The sequence below is a fragment of the Burkholderia reimsis genome (assembly GCF_003294055.1).
GTDB classification, from domain to species: Bacteria; Pseudomonadota; Gammaproteobacteria; order Burkholderiales; family Burkholderiaceae; genus Burkholderia; species Burkholderia cepacia.
In genome coordinates this window covers 1-17387 of sequence record NZ_QMFZ01000077.1, presented here as the reverse complement: position 1 = coordinate 17387, position 17387 = coordinate 1, and the positions used below count along the sequence as shown (strand labels likewise).

The 17387-nt window shown below is 59.5% G+C and carries 5 protein-coding genes and 1 pseudogene; 1 reads left to right on the top strand and 5 read right to left on the bottom strand.

Going from position 1 to position 17387, the window contains the following annotated elements:
* Positions 1-349: 349 nt before the first annotated feature.
* The 5 genes from DPV79_RS40460 to DPV79_RS40440 form a co-directional block, all read right to left on the bottom strand.
* Positions 350-2107: a ShlB/FhaC/HecB family hemolysin secretion/activation protein gene (locus tag DPV79_RS40460; protein WP_113048057.1), complete on the bottom strand. Its 1758-nt coding sequence runs from the start codon at positions 2105-2107 to the stop codon at positions 350-352.
* A gap of 280 nt (positions 2108-2387) precedes the next feature.
* Positions 2388-12797, bottom strand: a complete 10410-nt coding sequence (locus DPV79_RS40455) for a hemagglutinin repeat-containing protein (protein WP_244321898.1) — start codon at positions 12795-12797, stop codon at positions 2388-2390.
* A gap of 686 nt (positions 12798-13483) precedes the next feature.
* A complete protein-coding gene (locus DPV79_RS40450; RefSeq protein WP_113048056.1) occupies positions 13484-14404 on the bottom strand; it encodes a plasmid partitioning protein RepB C-terminal domain-containing protein in 921 nt (306 codons plus the stop codon).
* Positions 14404-15291: a plasmid partitioning protein RepB C-terminal domain-containing protein gene (locus DPV79_RS40445; protein WP_113048055.1), complete on the bottom strand. Its 888-nt coding sequence runs from the start codon at positions 15289-15291 to the stop codon at positions 14404-14406. The genes DPV79_RS40450 and DPV79_RS40445 overlap by 1 nt, the downstream gene beginning before the upstream one ends.
* Complete coding sequence (locus DPV79_RS40440; protein ID WP_244321897.1) at positions 15288-16850, bottom strand: recombinase family protein; 1563 nt, start codon at positions 16848-16850, stop codon at positions 15288-15290. Before DPV79_RS40440 ends, DPV79_RS40445 begins: the two co-directional genes overlap by 4 nt.
* 225 nt (positions 16851-17075) lie before the next feature.
* Here DPV79_RS40440 and DPV79_RS42410 point away from each other — a divergent pair.
* Positions 17076-17387 (top strand): annotated as a pseudogene (locus tag DPV79_RS42410) (hypothetical protein); the annotation flags it as partial.

The following is a 17387-nucleotide window of genomic DNA, read 5'->3' as shown; positions in this document are numbered from 1 at the left end:
GACTTGACCCAAGTCTCCCCGAGGTGACTCCCGCATAAAAAGGCACGGCGATTCTGCTTACCGCGCAAAGCATCTAGACCCGGAGGGGAGCCTAGACGCGACCAATCAAACCCGAAATATCAATCGAAAACCAGCCGACGCTTCCGCTTCACGGTAATGCGCGGTTCGGCGGCAGGTGCGGGCATAAACTCGAATGCGGGCGGCTCGACGTACATCTGTCGCCCCTTTCCCATCGCGCGACGCTTCCGGTTCAACCATGGGTGACGTGGCGGAAGCCGAACCGGTTGCGTGTCGTTCGATACATTGGATTCATTCACTTGGCTGTCTTCCACTACAAGAGACCCCCCGCTCAAAACTGCGAAGTCAGCTGGAATCCGACCGTGATGCGCGCAGTCGGGAAGCCAGAGGGCTTATACACCGGGGTGCCCGCAAACAGGTCGTACGCGTAAGCACCGAAGCGCGTCCCGATGCTTCCCTTGACGCCGATGACAGCGCCGGCCAACTGCGTTCCTAAGAGCGCGATCGGCTGAGGTCCCCACACGCGCCCGTAATCCAGCCCCGCATACACCGCTTGCCCCGTCTGGCCGATCGGCATTTGTAGCTCGTTACGCCAATAGAACCCGCGCGCCGCCGCCAGCATCGTTTCCCCGTCGAAGCCACGTACGGTGTATCGGCTGCCGATCGTCAGGTCATCGAGGTAGTACAGCGTATCTCCCGTGTACTGGCCGTGAAACGTGCCGACATAACGAAACGGCTGCTTGCCGATCGCGAACGGCACCGACAGGTTCGCGTCGAGTACGGCCATCTTGAAGCGATAAGTCGGGCCGCTCGTCGCCAGTATGTCGTCCTGCGCGCCGAATCCGCCGACACCCTGGCGATACGCGAGCGAGCCGTCGAATTGCGCGCCGTCGAAGTAGTGCCGGTCGGTCAGGCCGAGTTCCACAATCGTGTTGTTGCGGCGCTGCTGCGAGATTTCCGTATCCTCAATGAAGCTCTTGCCGAAACGGCGGGACAACCGGAAGTACCCCCCGAGCACGTCGTTCTGGCTGCGGGCCAGCACTCGAGCCAGTTTGAGATCGACCGTCTTCGAGTTGCCGCTCGCGATGAATGTCTGATTCACGCCCGCAATCTGCTGGTAGTAGGTGTTCGTGTTAGCGGACAGCGTCGCCGTCCAGTAACCCCATGGAATCGAATAGAAGCCGTTCCAGCCGTGCGAGCCGAGGCGCTTGTCGCCGAGCTCGAGATCTTGGCTGACGCCTACGTTGAGCATGTCATTCAGGCCGAGCGGGTTGTCGATGCCGACCGACAGATTGCCTTGCAGTTTGCCGGTGGCACGCGTGCCGGAGTTATCGATCGACGCGACGACTGTCCAGGGCTTGCCACGCTTCACATCGAGCACAACATCACTTTCGCCGGGAAGGTCACCCGGAACGATTTGCATCGAGACATCCTGACTCGACACGCGCTTCATTTGCTCGAGACCTTGCTCGAGATCGCGCAGGTTCAGCACCTCACCGTCGCGGGTCGGGAAGGCGGTTTTCCACGTGCCCCGCAGCTTTTCATCAGCGAAGCGCACATGGCGAATTGTGCCGGGAATCAGCGAAAGTTTGAGGGTACCTGTCGATAAGTCTTGCTCTGGAACAAGCACGCGCGTCGTGACGTAGCCCCGCGCCAGAATCGCCTGGGACAGCGCCTTGATGAGCACGTCAACGCCTTGTTTGCCGACGCATTGACCAGCGTAGTGGTTCAACCATTCCCGGGCGAACGCAAAGCGATCCATCGGCAAGGCGGATGCCCCTTGGGCCTTCGCTGCATCAGGCAACGAGGCAGGAACGTCAAGTGAGAAGCGGTCGATACGGAAACACAGTGCCTCGGTAGGAAGCACCGGAAATGCTTCGACCTTCGGCACTTCCGAACGCACGGAAGGCGCACGCACGGTCGCGTCGCGCTGCTGCGCCTCGCGTTGCTGCTGCGCCTGCCGATCCTGTTCCGCGTTCGCCCTCGCAGCAGCGGCTTGGTCTGTGGGTGCCGGTGCCTGCTGTGCGTGTACCCCAAGCGATACCAAGGCCGAGAGCGGTAAAGCCGCCCACTGTTTAATTAGTGCCATTTGTTATTTATCCGTGATTCCACCCGCACACCATTTTTACCACCCCACCCAGGCCATTAGGCATGCCCAATTTTTCTTAACATTCGATACAAATAAAAGAAGCACCAAATAAAATAGGCGAAAAACATCGGAACACCAAAAAACAACAACACCCGATCTTCATCGAGATTAAAAATATGCCGAATCCCCTCTGCAGCCAAAAATGACCAGAACACCCCCGTCCCAAATGAGGCAAAAAATACGAATATAAAATTCCGAATTCTTTTAATCATCCCACCCCTCATTTTGCACCAGCGCCGTTCGCATTGGACACACCGTTATAGACCGCGACGCCTTTTGCTCCCACGCCAATCAACATTGCCGGCTGGTTCACGCCGGGCAATGGCATTTTCGTAAGCGGCAGCAACTTGACATTATTGAATGCTGGCACGGTGACTCCAAACATCGACTTGGCACGCCCAAGTCCATCTGCGAGCCCAACATTAAGCACTTGCGGGGCGCCCAAAGCCGCGAGGCCAATAGTAAAGTTGATAACATCGTAACCAACCTCGCCCCATTTCGGAGACAGCGCTGACGCGGCCGTTTTTAACGGATTGTATCCCACGGCTCCGTTACCGAAATAAAAGCTGTACAGCCCCGTGCCCCCTTCCGTTACATCACTTGCTCCCATTGCCGCCATCGGTCCGCCGACGATGCAACCAAGGCCGCCGACTGAACAGATTCCTAGGCCAGTCGTGGTGGCTATAGTCCCTGTAGCGACTTTAACCGCATCCTTCGCAGGAGCGATGAGATTGGCCTTCACATTATCGAAATACTGCTGAGAATCAGAGTAGACAAACAAACCTCGATCTCGTTGACCCAGAACCCAGTCAATTTGAGGTTTTAAATTCTCCGCCTCCAGAATGGAAACAAAATTATCCTGATATTGCTGACTATTCGGAGTAAATTCCGCCCAACACTGAACCACATAGCAGGCCGCGCGCGTATATTTCTTTTCTAAGTCCTTATCTCCATTTGCTTTCTTCGCAATGGCTGCCTTTTCATCCGGATGCAACTGGCGATTGTACAAGTCGGCACTCATTGCCCCACCTGCGCCACTCAGCGCCCCTGCGCCACCACCGATCGCTCCACCTGCCAATGCGCCTGCGGCACCCGCCGCCACATTCCCCGCCAACGCGCCGCCCAACGTGTCTCCCGTGAGTTGCCCCACCTCCTTGCCCACGTAGTCGCCCGCCAGCGTGCCGCCAACTGCACCGGCCACGTTACCGCCACCGAACGCAGCAGCACCTCCCGCTACGACCGCGTGCGCAATCGTCCGGCTCGCACTGTCCTCGTTCCACATCGCATACTGCTGATTGGCTGAATCGCGATTGGCCTTGGCCGTCGCAATCGCCACCGGATCACCCGATTTCTCGGCGGCCGTCAGCTCGGCATCCGCTGTTTTTACAGCGGCCGCCGCCTTATCCGTCATGTACTTCCCGATTTCGCCAACGACCTGCATGCCGACCTGACCGGCTGCCTGCTGCACTGCGATATCGTTCTGCACCTTCTGCGCGTCGAACGTGTTCTGCACTGCCCCGTTCGCAATCGACATGTCACGATTCAGGCCTGCCGTGCTGTCGTGTCCGGTACCCGCGTCGCTGCGAACCGTGATCTTGCCCAGGCTCACCGTTGCGTAGGTCGTTCCCGTCACGTCGCTGCTGGCACCCGCGGACGAGAATCCACTCGGCCCCAAACCGTTCGCCGTCACCGGTCCCGGCCCAACCGGCCCGGATTGGGTGACCGGCGTGTTCAAGTTGATACCCTTGGACGAACTGTTACCGACACCACCGCTCGCGCTGAAGCCGATCGACTCGCCCGAATAGCTCGCCTTGTTCTCGATGTTCGTATAGCCAAGCGTCTGCGTGGACAGGCTGTTCTTGTCAGGACTTGCCGTAGACTCAATCGCACCGCCATCCAGTTGCGTATGGTTCCCGACGTTGACGTCATAACCACCGCTACCTGCAAACATCCCGCTTTGCTGGTTGACCGAAGCGAAGTTCGCTTTGACGTTCTCCTGGCTCGCGCTCGCGCTACCGCTAACCGTCTGGCCGTAGCAGAACGGTGGCACACAGATGCTTGCCTGGAATCCGCCGCTCGTCTGCTTACTGTCGTATGTCGCCGTATCCTGCTGGCTCTGGATATTCAGATCATGACCGACATCCGCCACGACACGATTGCCCGTAGCTTCCGCACCGCGCAGGTTCGTATCGCGACCGCTCTTCAACGTCAACGTGTCACTCGCTGACACCACTGTATCGCGGTTCGTCACGCTCTGGCCGTTCGCATTACCATGGGCCGCGCTCGCGCTCAACTCCAGCGTAAAGCCGTTCTGCTGCCCGCCAAGGTTCGCACCGATTCCGATGCTGCCGCCACTGCTGCTATTGCTGCTCGACAGTTGCGTCGTATCCTTCGCGCTTTGCAGGTTAATATCGCGCGCGGCATCAAGCGTCACGTTCTTGCCCGCGATATGTGTGCCGCGACCGTCGATATTGCCGTCCGCCGCAAAACCGTCGGCATCCTTCGCGCCGCTCCCCGTGGCGATTACCTCGACGTTCCGCCCCGCCGTAAGCGTGCTCCCGGTGTTCGCAAGTGAGCTACTACGCGATTCACTGCTGCTCGTGCCGCCGCCGATGCTCACCGTCGCCTTTACGAGCGGTTGCCCGGTCGGTTTGCCATTACTGAAGTTCTCCGCTACCTTGGTCGCGTCGTAGACCGAGAGCGCGGCCTGCGCCTTGTCGAGTGCACCAAGACGCGCGTCGCCACCACGCGCCGGGTTTCTCATGCTCTGGTTCACCGCAGCCACCGCATTACCCACAGCACCGCCCAGCGCCAGGCTGACGCCGAACTGGCTCGAATGCTGGCTCATGCTGGTTTGCGTCGTATCCGATCCCGGATCGAGATGAACGTTCTCGCCCTTGAGCTTCAGGTCGGCGCCCGCTATCAAGTCAGAGCCCGCAACCGTAATATCCTTCTTCGCGTCGAGCGTCACGTTTCCGCTCGCGCTCGCGATCTGGCTGCGCATCGTGTTCTGCGTCTGGCTCGCACTGTCCTGCACCGTATGGTTACTCGACACGCCGACGCTGAACCCCGTCGACGTGCCATTGCTGCCCAGGCTTCCAATCTGACGGCTGCTCGATTCCTGATGGCTCGAACTCGTTTCCAGACCCGCCAACACATTGATCGCGCCTTGGTCTGCACGGACCTTCACATCGCGAGTGCCGCTCACCCCCGATCCGACAACGTTCACATCGCCCGTTCGGCTGACGATTTCAACCTTGTCGCCAGTGACGGTGCTGGCCGTCTGGTGCGTCTGCGACAAGTTGCCGTCGGAACTCGTGCGGCTCGCGTTGTATGGCGACGGACTGTTGCCGCCATGGTTCGCCGTACCGCCAATCCAGCGCCCCAAATCGCCCAAGCTCGGTGACGACAGTAGAGCGATACTCGTGCTCGAACTACTCGATGCGCTGCTCTGTTGATACTGGTCAGTCGAAGCCGCAAGCGTCACATTCCGGTTGGCATCCAGCAGCGTCTTGCCGCCTGCACTGATCGACGAGCCAATCACGGTAATATCGCCGTCGATTGCATTGCCCTGTGCGTCGCGTTCCGCGCCGCCCGTGGCGGTCACCGAAACGTTGCCCGCGCCACGGATTGCGCTGCCGGCATGCGTCTGGTTCGACGTATCGGTCACGCTCTTGCTCTGACTGCGACCATACGTGACGGAAATCGACGGCACGTCAAGCGCACTTGCACCGATCTCGTTGGCAACGCTCTGCCCGCGCTGGAATCCGTTACCGTTTGACGCGTTGTCTTTCAGATTCCGAACCGTATCGAACGGCGTGCCGGTAACCGCGAACGTCAAGCCACTGGACTTCGTTTCCTGCTGATCGTGCGTTCGCGCGTCGTCCTGGCTCGGATCGATCGTGACTTTCTGGCCCACGATCTTGATATTGCCCGTCGCGTTCTTCGTATCGTCCACGGCCTTGCCCGCCGTGATGTCGCTACCGCCGATGTGGACGTTTTCACCTGCCTTGATCGACACGTTGCCTTGCACGCTGCCAACCGTGCTACGGTCCTGGCTCTGCGTAACCGCGTGAGCGTCCGACTGCGCCTTTTGTTCGGCCGAACCGATTGTGAAGCCCAAGCCACCGGAACCCATCAGGCCGGATTGCTTCTTGTCGAAATATGCCGACGAATCGCTCCGATCCTCCGCCGCAAGAACATTCACATGGCGCGCAGCATCCAGCGAGACATTGCCTGTGCCAACGACCGCACTGCCGGTTACGTTGATGTCACGACCACTCGTCACCGACACGCTGTCGGCCGACACCATACTGCCATGGCTGATCGTGTCGGTCTGATCGAGACCGCTAGCCACCTTCGTGCTGCTCACAACGCGGCCGTGACTATGGTTCTCGTGTGAATTGAACTCGTGCGTCTCGGTCGCGACGCCGATATTCACGTCCCCCCTCGCATCCAGAGTTGCCTTGCCCTTGTCGAGGGACAACGCACTTCCGCTTAACGTAATGCCCTTGTCCGATGAAATGCTAAGTGCATCGCCACTCCTGAGTGTCGTGCCCGTCAACGTCTGGTCTGAGACGTGCAGTGTCTCGGCATAGCTGCCGTGGCTATCGCTGCCCGAGCTGTTGCTATTCACACTTGAGGTCGTGCTAGCCGTCAGCAGCGAGACGTTGCCTTGCGCTGCAATCGCCCCGCCCTTACCTAACTCGATCTGCGCGCCGCGCGATGTAAGATCACCCGCAACAGCGACTCCCGACACACCGCCGACTTTTACCGAGCTGACCACGGACTGATTCACATCCGTATCTGATACACCGTTCGCGCGCTGCACGATCTTGTGTTCACCGGTTTGCACCGCGCCGAGGTCCCAATTGCCGCCGATCAGTGCACCGAAATTGCCACCCACGTTCAGGCTACCGGCGTTCTGCTGAAAATTACCACCCGTGATAATCCCTGCATCGCCAGCGACATTGATGCTAGCGGTCGGCCCCAGCGTCGTCGTAACACTCGTTGCACCATCGCGACTAACCCGCATGTCCGTCTTCACGGCAGTATTGAGGATCAGGTCGCCGCCGGCGCCGATCAGCAGACTACCGGCTTTCACCTTGGCCGAGGTCAAATTAACATTGCCTTCGGTAATCAGTGTGGTCAGCCCACCACTTTGCAGCGTGCCGAACGCGTTGTCTATCTGCTTGCCCTGAATCGACAGCGTATTGTCCGCCTTCACCGTGCCGCTGTTCGCGAAGTTCTGCGCGTCCTTCAGATCGATGTCGGTCGCAGTAATCAGCGGGCCGTTCACGTTCTGTTGGTTCGCCTGCGCGAGGTAGACGACCGGCACCAGCACCGACTGGCCGTCGACCACGCGCGTTTCCATCATGATGATGTTGCTGGTCAGCTTCGATACCTGATCGGCAGAGAGGCTCGCACCGATCGGCAAATTGAGCTGCTTCTCCAGCGAGGCACCCGCCGTCATCAGCGATTCGTACATCGACTGGAGATCCGTGTACGGACCGAGCACCGCACGGCCCGTCAGCGAAGTGACCTGATTGCGTACGAGTTGCTGCTCGTAGAATCCATCGCCGAGGCGCTTCGGAATGTGCGTGAGGTCGACGCCAATCTGACTGAAGAAGTAGTCGCTCGAAATGAAGTTCTTCTGGCTCGTAAACGCGGGGTTCGTCTCGATGACGTAGCTCGCGTTCGGCGACGTATCCGGTCTATACAAACCACCCTGCGGAATCGTCAGGTTGTTCAGAACGTTCTGCGCGGTCGCGCTGGCGACGACCGGATCGACGGTCTTTACCCCGCCATGCACTGCCGAAGCGCCCGACTTCGTGCCGCTCGCGCTCCCGCTCAGCCCACCGATCGTCAGACCCGGCACGGCCTGCCCCGGCAGCAGACCCAGCGACGGAATCGACGCGTTTGCGGCCGTGTTATTGATGCTGACACCCGTGCCGGAAATCGTGCCGTTCGAACCCAAGGTCGAATCGTAGCCTGGCAGGCTGTAGGTCTTGACGTCCGCTGGTGCGACTTGGGTAAAGCCGCCCGGACGGCTCGTCACGAACGTAGCGTTGCCAAACGGCAATTGCCAGTTGTATTCGCTGCTGTCGTAGTTGTTGTAGTGGTACTGGCCCGAGTACGTCACCGTCACGGTCGGCGCCTGCTGGCCCGTCGCCGCCCAACCGTTGCCGTCATAGTTTTGCGGCAAGTTGAGGTTGCCAACGGCCGTGATGCTGCTCCAGTAGTTTTGCAGGGTACCGGTCGATGTTGCGTTAAGACTGCCGCCCGACACGATTTGCGCAGTCGGGCTCAATGCCGTGACCGTGTTCCCCACAGCCGTTCCAGTGTAGGTCGTGTAGAAGTACCCGCTGTTCCACTGGCCGCCGTGAGGCGGCTCAATGTACATACCGCCCGGCTGGGCGATGATGGCGGCCGCTTCGGCCGGTGTGATGTTGTCGGACCGGAGACCGGCGATCATCTGCCCCCCGTTCATGCAATTCACCGCGAAGTACGATGCGCAACCTGACAGGCTAATGCCGTATTGCGCGAGTGCCGCCGGATCGACGTTACTCGTGCTTCCCGAGGTGCTCATCACACGACGCGTGCTCGTCACCTTGTTGGCGTGGAGCTCCATATCGCCGCCGGACTGGATCAACGCCGACGAGTTGTTGATCAGCGCCGCATTCGTGTAATTGCCGCTCGCGTCCTTACCACCTGCGAGTACGACCTTACCCATCCCGAAAATCGCCGTCGTCGGCATCGAGTCAGTCGCTGTCGTATCGTCACGGTTCTCGATATCATGCGCAAGAATTTCGAGTGTGCCGTTGCTATCCGATGCACCAATCAAGGCCGTCGGCCCGACGTTCGACACCGTGCCCGTTGCGTTGAGCGAGACGCTACCGCCCACCAGCGACCCGGTATTGGACAGGTTGCCCGATTGCGTATGCAGCAAACCGCCGGCGGACAGTGCGCCCGAGTTGACGATGTTGCCGGCATTGACGCTCAGATTGTTGACCGATTGCACGTTGCCGCTATTATTGAACGTGCCGGGCAGCGTAAACGCAAGATCATGGCCGACGTTGAACTGGTAGTCGGGCGTTACCGAGAAATCGCCCTGCAGATTCACGTTGGCATCATGGGCTGCGCTATACGTGCCGCCACCTTGCAGTGTCGGAGCCGTTACCGTCAGGTCGTGCGTGGAACTGATTTGCCCGTTCGTGTTCGTGATCGCGCCGCTCGTCGTCACGTCCACATTGCCACTCGAATTCGCGACGTTACCGATCTGCCCGCCGCTGTTGTCCAAGGTCGTCCCTTGAACGTGCAGCGATGCGCCGCTCAGTTGGCCGCCCTGCGTGTTGGAAATCGAGGCAGCATTCACCGTCACGTCGCCGTTACCGGTAATCGCGCCCATCCCCGACACACCGCCCGCGTGAGTGTTGGTGATCTGACTGCCGCCCTGCACGGTCATCTTGCCGGCGCCAAGGTCGGCAATCGAGCCGTCGGCGTTGTTGATCGACGCGGACTGGATGCTTAGCGTGCTCGTGTCGCCTGCCGTTGCCTGACCAGCCTGAATATGCCCGCCCTGGTTCACCAGCGCGCCGCCGTTCGTCAACGACAGGGACGTCCCTGCGCGCACCAGGCCTTGCGAGTTGTTCACGTCGCCTGCGACCGTTCCGGTAATGCCGCCCTGTGCCGCGAGGATGCCGCTCGTGTTGTCCCAGCTGCTCGCGTCGACAACTGCGTTGCCCTTGGTGACAATGGTGCCGCCCGCGTTGTTCAGCGCACTCGCACCGCTGCCCGGCTCAATCGTCAGCGTCCCCGTGCCGGCATGCGTGATCGTGCCGCCGGCGTTGTTCAACTGCGCCGGGGCAAGTGCGAGATCCGTGCTATTCGTCTGGATCACACCGCCCGCCGAGTTGTCCAGCGTACCGCTCACATTGACGCCCATTGCCGACGATCCGTACTGCGTAATCGTGCCGCCGTGGTTCGTCAGGGTCGGCGTCGTCAGTGCGAGCTGATTGGCTTTGAGCTGGCCGCCGCTATTGTCGAGCGTAGAATCGGCCGTGACCGACAGGTTCGGGGCAACGATCGCGCCGCCCTGGTTCGTCATCGAACCGGTGTGAATCGTCGCATTGGTGCTCGCGCCGATCTGGCCGCCGTCGTTCGTCAGCGTGCCGCTCGTCAAGCCGACAGCCGTGTTCGACAGCAGTTTGCCATTCGTATTGTTCAGCGCACCGCCGACAGCCGCCGTCAACCCGGTTTGAGCGTTGATCGAGCCGGACGTGTTGTTCAGGCTGCCGGTTTGAGCCACAACCTGTCCATTGCTTGCGATTGCGCCGCCGACATTCGACACCGAACCTGAACCATTGCCCAGCGTAAGCGTACCAGTGCCCGCATGGACGATCGTGCCACCATCGTTGACGAGCGCAGCGGGGGCCAGCGTCACGTCCGTACTGTTGGTTTGCAGCGTGCCGCCACTCGAATTGTCGAGCGTGCCCGACACATTGACGGCCATCGCACCGGTGCCTGTCTGCGTGATCGTACCGCCATGATTGATGAGAGTGGTACCGGTCAACGCGACCTGTTGGGCTTGCACGGTGCCCGCGCTATTGTCCAGCGTCGTGCCGCTCAATACCGCGCTCTGCCCGGCGATCGTTCCGCTGCTGTTGGTCAGGTGTGCGCCCGCGTCGACAACGACGTTTTGGGCGGCCTGCAAGGTCCCGCTGCTGTTGTCGACCGACTGGCCGGCGACGTGGAGATTCGTATTGGACGTGATCGTCGCGTGGTTGACGATCGTCCCGCCTTGTACCGTCACATCGCCATTGCCGCCGATCACGCCGCCTTGCGCGCGGCCCGACGTCGTGCCCGCCGCGTTCGTGAGTTGACCGCTCGCGCTCAACACCAATCCGTCGGCATTGAGCGACGTAATGCGACCTGCCGTATTGTCGATCGCGGTCCCGCCGACTTCCGCATGCCCGGCGCTTTGAAGCGTACCTTGATTGTTCGCGATGGCCCCGCCGTGCAGCGCCATCGTGCTCTGCGACACGAACACGCCGGACTGGTTTGCGAGTTGCCCCGCCGCCGTCACCGACAGCGGCCCTTGCGACGACACACTGCCGCCCACGTTCGATACGTTACCGCCCGTCAGCGTCGCAGCGCCGCCACTTGTCAGGCTGCCATGGTCGTTGATGACCGTGCCTGCGGCGTTCGCGGCGATGGCGCCTTGCGCGCTCGTCGTCGCGTTCGTGAGGTTCACGTCGCCGCCCGTTGCGTTCAATGAGAGATTGCCGTTCGCGGCCGTCGTGCTGCCGGCGAGGTTCACCCCAGCCCCGGTCGCCGAGACATTGCCGCCCGCAACGTTTTTGCCGGTCGCATTGAGTTGGCCCGTGGTCGCGAGCTGCAGGTCACCGGCTTGCGTCACGGCACCGTCGCTGTTCACGCCTGCGCCAAGCAGTCCGGTCGAATTCAGCGTGCCCGCTGTCACGCCGACGTTATGTTGCGCAGCCAGCGTGCCGGTATTGACGACGTCCGCACCGGTATTCACCGAGACGGACTGTTGGCCGTAGGTCGTGCCACTGTTCTCAACACCACCTGCCGCCGAAATGGCGGCGTTACCGGTCGACGAAATCTTGCCCGACTGAATCAGCCGCCCGTCGGTGGTCAGCGTCAGCCCCATCGCGTCCGCCGCAATCGTCCCGGCGTTCCGGACCCCGACACCTCCCTCTGTGCCGACCAAAAGGATGCGATTACTATACATACCGCCCAATTGGGCCACGTCAATCGCAACAGCCGGCGCTGCACCATCGCCCTGAATGCGGGTTGCCTGCAGGGTGTCATGATTGACCTGATTCGCGCCAGCGATCACGTTCAGGTTCGAGGCATAGATGGCGGCGTTCGCCTGTACGGCTCTGGAAATCAAATCAACCTGATCCACATTCGTGGCATTCAGGCCCGCGCCCTGTACCGCGATGAGACCTCGCGTCACGCTGAAGCCCGCCAGTGATCCGTCTGCGTTCAGGTTCGGCGTGCCGGTCGTCAGGATTGCGCGCGAGGTATTGATAAAGCCACCGCCATCGACCACCAATCCGGAAGGATTGGAAATAATCATCTCGGCGCGTTGGCCCGCGATCTCAACGAAACCTTTCAGTTGTGAAGGGTTCGAGCTGTTGACCTGGTTGATGATGATTCTGGCCGAACCGTTCGGGCTGAGGTTCGGGTTGCCGTTCACGTACCCCGCTTGCTGTGTGCTCGTTAGCGTGGGTGAGTTGTTGACGATAACGCCTTGTTTCGGTACGTCGAACTGCGAATAGGTGTTCAGCGATACGCCGGCGCCGGACGGCTTGGTGATGTTGACCTGTTGGAGCCCGTTTTGCGTCTGGATCACGGAGGGTGCGTTCGCGCCCGCGCCTACGACCTGGGCGGTCGCCCACATCGGTGCAACGCCGGCCGCAATCAGTACCGCGAAGGCGGCATGGCGCAAAGCGAAGCTCGCCAGCGCACTCGACACGCGATTGGCGACGGCACGCGGCGCCTCACCCTTACTGACTTTCCCCGTTGCGTGAGCGGTCTCCTCGACCGCTACCAGCATGCCGCGCACGCGGCTGAACACCAGACGATATTGGTTCTTATTCATGGATACGGCAAACGCTTCTTAGACGTCAAGCAAATGGATCGGAACGCCTTGCACAAGTACAGAGACGCTCTCTAACGTCGAAAGCAACGCTGCCGAAGATTCTCGGTACTTCAATACTTGTGATTGCGGCGGAATGGCGGCCCCTCACGCCGCAATCTACCCAAAGGCTCGACCTCACAATGTCAACAATCATCAGGGACAAGTCCACTCGAGCGAGTCATGGCCTACGTCCCGGCTCCAGAACGAAGCCAATCCCAATTTAAGTCCTTAATCGCCAATTAAATCCACTTAACAATTGAAAACATCACCATAAAAGCCGCCTCGCCTAGCCAATATTTCGATAATAAATCGTGCGCTGCTACATCAGTGGATTTCCAGCTTCGAACCACCCTCGATCCACAAGGGTTTTTCACCATCCGGTGCCGCACGACCCAACCCATCCTTATTTTTCTCCCAGGGTCCTCAATTCGCGAAATTAATATATCCAGACGAGCAACCGGGATGCGCTTCATTGACATTTCGATGCATGCTGTTGCACGTGCCGAAGCAGTTCTCCGCGCTGCAATCGCGTCCATCTGCGATGTGTCAGATATGCAACAGTCTCGCGACGCGGATTGGGCTAGTCGCATGTCGACGTTCGGGCACCTTGCGAAGCTACCGAGTTTGCGCGAGCTTGCTTCGCGCAGTCAGGCCGCCTTGTCACTTCTGCTCGTCGGAGCCAGTGACTTCACCTCGGCGATCGCCTGCAGTTGCTTCAGGTAGTCGGGGCGAAACTGGGCCATCCACCGAACAACCCGAGCGTTGTCGAGCAAGGTCGTGAGGTAGCTCTTGATAACAACGAGTTTCAGGCTGTCGGGGCCGTAGTTTTCCTCAATAACCTTGGTGTCGGCCTGCAAGACGGCCAGTTCTCGCTCCAGACGCTGGATCGCTTCGACCGTTCCGCTCTTCGCCACACGCTCCCGAGGACCATCTACCAACTGATCGTCCGGCGTCGTTTCAAGCATCGCCAGCGCGAATTTCCCCGAGTGGTTGTCGAGGTTGTTCATTGCGTGCGCGACGTCGATCTGGCGGAACGGTTTCATCTGCCGCAGGATTGCAAAAACACGGCACGGCACGCGTTTATCGGCGAGTAGCCTGATCGCTTCTTCGCAAACCCCATCCAACATCCTGAAGCGCGCCCGGATCGTTCCCGCCGACAAGCCAAGAGCGGCAGCCAGACGATCGATCGGCACTCCGCTTTCGTACACCTTCAGGATCATGTTGTGTTGCTGAATCGCCGCAACGCGGCTGACTCTCTTGTTGTACGTGAGCCCTTCGTCATCCTTGGCGATCAGGCACCGAGCGTATGCCTTTCCGAGATCCTTCAACGCCTCGACACGAAGATGACCGTCGAGAATCGAAAAATGGCCAGGGATAGACGAATGCGGGATCGCTACCACAGGCTCAACGAGACCGATCACGTCCACCGATGACCTGATCTGGGCGTACTTCGCACCCTCCTTCACTTTGGCCGGCAGCGTTTTCGACGGGTGTAGCACGGCAAGCGGAACATCGAACCATTCGTGATTGAATCCGCTTTCCACGGCTTTGGTGCGGGACTTTTCCATCAGATGAGCCCCCCACGATTGGCCGCATCGGCCAGTGGTTGCGGCACCGTCACCAACCCCTCAACTTTCACCAAGCCAACGAAGTCCGGATCGGCGAAAAGTTCCTTGAATATCTCGTTGACGACGAGCAAAGAGGTGCTCACGCGCTCGGCCTTGAGCTGGATTAGCTTGTGGCGGTCAGCATCACGTTGATACAAGCGCATCAAATCGTCCGGGCTAAGTTTCTTGCGCTTGACGCTGCGCCCGGCTTGTTCATGAGTCCCTTTCCCAATCCTGGAACGCTGCTCAAGAATGCGGCGAATCGCCGCTACCTTCTTGCCTTTGATTTCGCCGCTGTTCACCGCGTCGAGCAACAGGTTCTGCGCTTCTGAGTCGGATGCGCGCGAAATGTCGATCGCGAGGTGCAGTGGGATGTGTCCGGCCTCGGCGGCTGCGAGCAAGCGCTTCTCACCCCGCTCCAGCAGTGTTCCGACCATGTTGACCCAAGACGCGGTGTAGCCGACCTTCTTTCCTATTTCGGCATCCGAGTAGCCCTTTTTACGTAACGTGTCGACCTGGGCCAGCATTTCGCTTGCAAGAGGATTACGGCGAGCGACGTTTTCGACCACACTCATGATCAGCCCAGTGGCTTCATCGACATCGAGCACTATCGCCGGTATCTCGGTTTGCCCCAGAATTTTGAATGACTCCAACCGTCCCTGGCCGCACACAAGCGCGTATTTGTCAGATTCGCCAGCCATACGCCGCACTTCGATCGGACGCTTCAAGCCGACACGCTGAATGTTCTCGGTGATCTCGCGATGCGTTTTCTTGTTCCGGATTCTCGGATTGGCGACCACAATCGCCTGGACGGGGATCATCACGACCTGCCCCGATTCGCTGTTCATATTGCCTCCTCGAGCGGCACTCGTGCCGCAAGCAGATAGAACACATCAAGCGTCTCGAACTGATACGCATCGAGCGCGAAACCGTTGCGCTCCGCGTACGGAAGCAGCGCCGACGTGAAATCGATCGACGGGAGCAAATAGAAATCGTACGGCGCAGTGTTGTCGTGATTCATGCGGACCACAACCGTGATGTCGGGTGCCAAGCTGGTATCAAGCCGGATGCGCCATCGATAGCTACCAGACGGTGTCGGCTTGCAGCGAGCAATGACGAGCGAGGCAGTAAACTCGCCGTTGACCTCGAGCAGATCGGTTTCACCATCGCGACGTGAGAACCCGCCCGCCTGCTCGATACCCATCTGAATCTCGTCGAGCACTTCCGGATGTCGTTGGCGGAGCACACGGTTTATTTCCAGATATGAATAGTCGCGTCGCGGCAAGAAACCAACGAGGCTATACGCGCGCAGGAGGCTGCCGAAGCGGGACCGATATGCAGCGCTCGAGGGCGCCCCATCCTGTTCATCGATGATCAATCCCGAAAGCGCACCGTACTTGTCCAGAATACTCGCGAGTGCCTTGAGCATCTCGCCGTCGTCCAGGTGGCGGGAGCGATTCGCAATGATCGCCTGCACCTTCAGGTACCAGTCTGCGGGAACGATCGCCTCAAACGCGCCGTCCTTCCGAATCCATTGTTCCGGCGGATTGCGCACATGCTGCATCTTCAGCTTGAAAGACGTTCGGTTGTATACGTTGTTTCCGATGTACTTTTCGTTCGTCAGGATCTGATGAATCGTTCCTCGTGTCCACGGACGGCCGCAGTGGTTCAAGACGCCCTCGCGGTTAAGGAGCGATGCGATCACCCGTTCTGGCATGCCGTGTTCGAGAAAGAGCCGATAGATGCGATGCACGATCGCGATCTCTTCCGCTGGGCCCGGAACCAGCACGACGCGATCGGTCTGAATGCTCTTCTTCTGTCCGTGATGTAGGCGCCCTTTTACGACGTGGTTCTCGTCGATCAGTTGCCGCTGTAGTCCGAAGCCCGGCATGCCGCCCTGTCGATAGCCGAGCCGAACGAGATTGTTGTGGCCGGCTTTAACTTTGTCCGAAAGCTCGCGGCTGTACTCAGCAGCCATGCTGCGCTTCAGGCTCTTGAGCAACGTTGAACTGAGCGACGTATCACTGCCGAATTGCTCGGCACAGTAGATGACCTGTACGCCGTTGCGCTTGCAGATCTGCTCGTAAACGGCTGCTTCATCCGGGTCCGGGAAGCGCCCCCACCGACTCACATCGTAGACGAGTACGGCGACGAAGTTGACATTTCGGCTCTGGACGTCCTGAAGCAAACGCTGCAGCCCAGGCCTTCCCTCGATGTTCAGTCCGCTTTTGCCGTCGTCCTGATACGAGCGCACAATTTCCATGCCATGCGTGCTGGCAAACTCTGCAATGAACCGAGCCTGATTTTCAGTCGAGTAACGTTGATGTTCGGTCGACATGCGCGTGTACTGCGCGACCGGAATCTTCCTGTCACTTTGTTCTTTATCAACGGTTATTGAGTTCACCATGATCGCGCTCCAACGATCGACCGTGAACGCCAATCGTTCGCCGAATCAATGACATTTTGATGTCCGCTTCGGTCGTTTTTTTTGAATCGATCGTTTAGCAAAACGAACGAACCTTTAGGGTCGAATCTAGAAAATTTGAAATACATATCACTTTCCCGAGCACAGCCAACTACGGCTGCTCCGCCGATGCACTTCAGCGTCGGCGCACTTCGCTCAGGAGTCTGCGTGAATCCCACCCTCTATACCGCCGCGCTGGTCGGCTTGACACTCGTCCTCGTCGCGATGTTCGGATTCGGCTTTTATTGGCTCGCCACCAAGGACCGACGATCCGCACCCGAAACACCGCCCCCGGCCTCTCGATCCTGCATCCCCATCGACGACGATCATGACGAATGGGAAGCACATGCGCCGTATCCCACCCATGCACTCGATGCCATTCATGATTTCGCCCCAGCATCACCGCGTGACGCCAAGTCGCCCCACTCGTCGTTTGCACCACTCGCGTATGGGGAGCCCCCGTCCGAATCGGCACCGCCC

Excerpts from the sequence above, each read along its gene's own strand:
- DPV79_RS40460 (WP_113048057.1), bottom strand. The coding sequence starts at position 2,107 with ATGGCACTAATTAAACAGTGGGCGGCTTTACCGCTCTCGGCCTTGGTA.
- DPV79_RS40455 (WP_244321898.1), bottom strand. The coding sequence starts at position 12,797 with ATGAATAAGAACCAATATCGTCTGGTGTTCAGCCGCGTGCGCGGCATG.
- DPV79_RS40450 (WP_113048056.1), bottom strand. The coding sequence starts at position 14,404 with ATGGAAAAGTCCCGCACCAAAGCCGTGGAAAGCGGATTCAATCACGAA.
- DPV79_RS40445 (WP_113048055.1), bottom strand. The coding sequence starts at position 15,291 with ATGAACAGCGAATCGGGGCAGGTCGTGATGATCCCCGTCCAGGCGATT.
- DPV79_RS40440 (WP_244321897.1), bottom strand. The coding sequence starts at position 16,850 with ATGGTGAACTCAATAACCGTTGATAAAGAACAAAGTGACAGGAAGATT.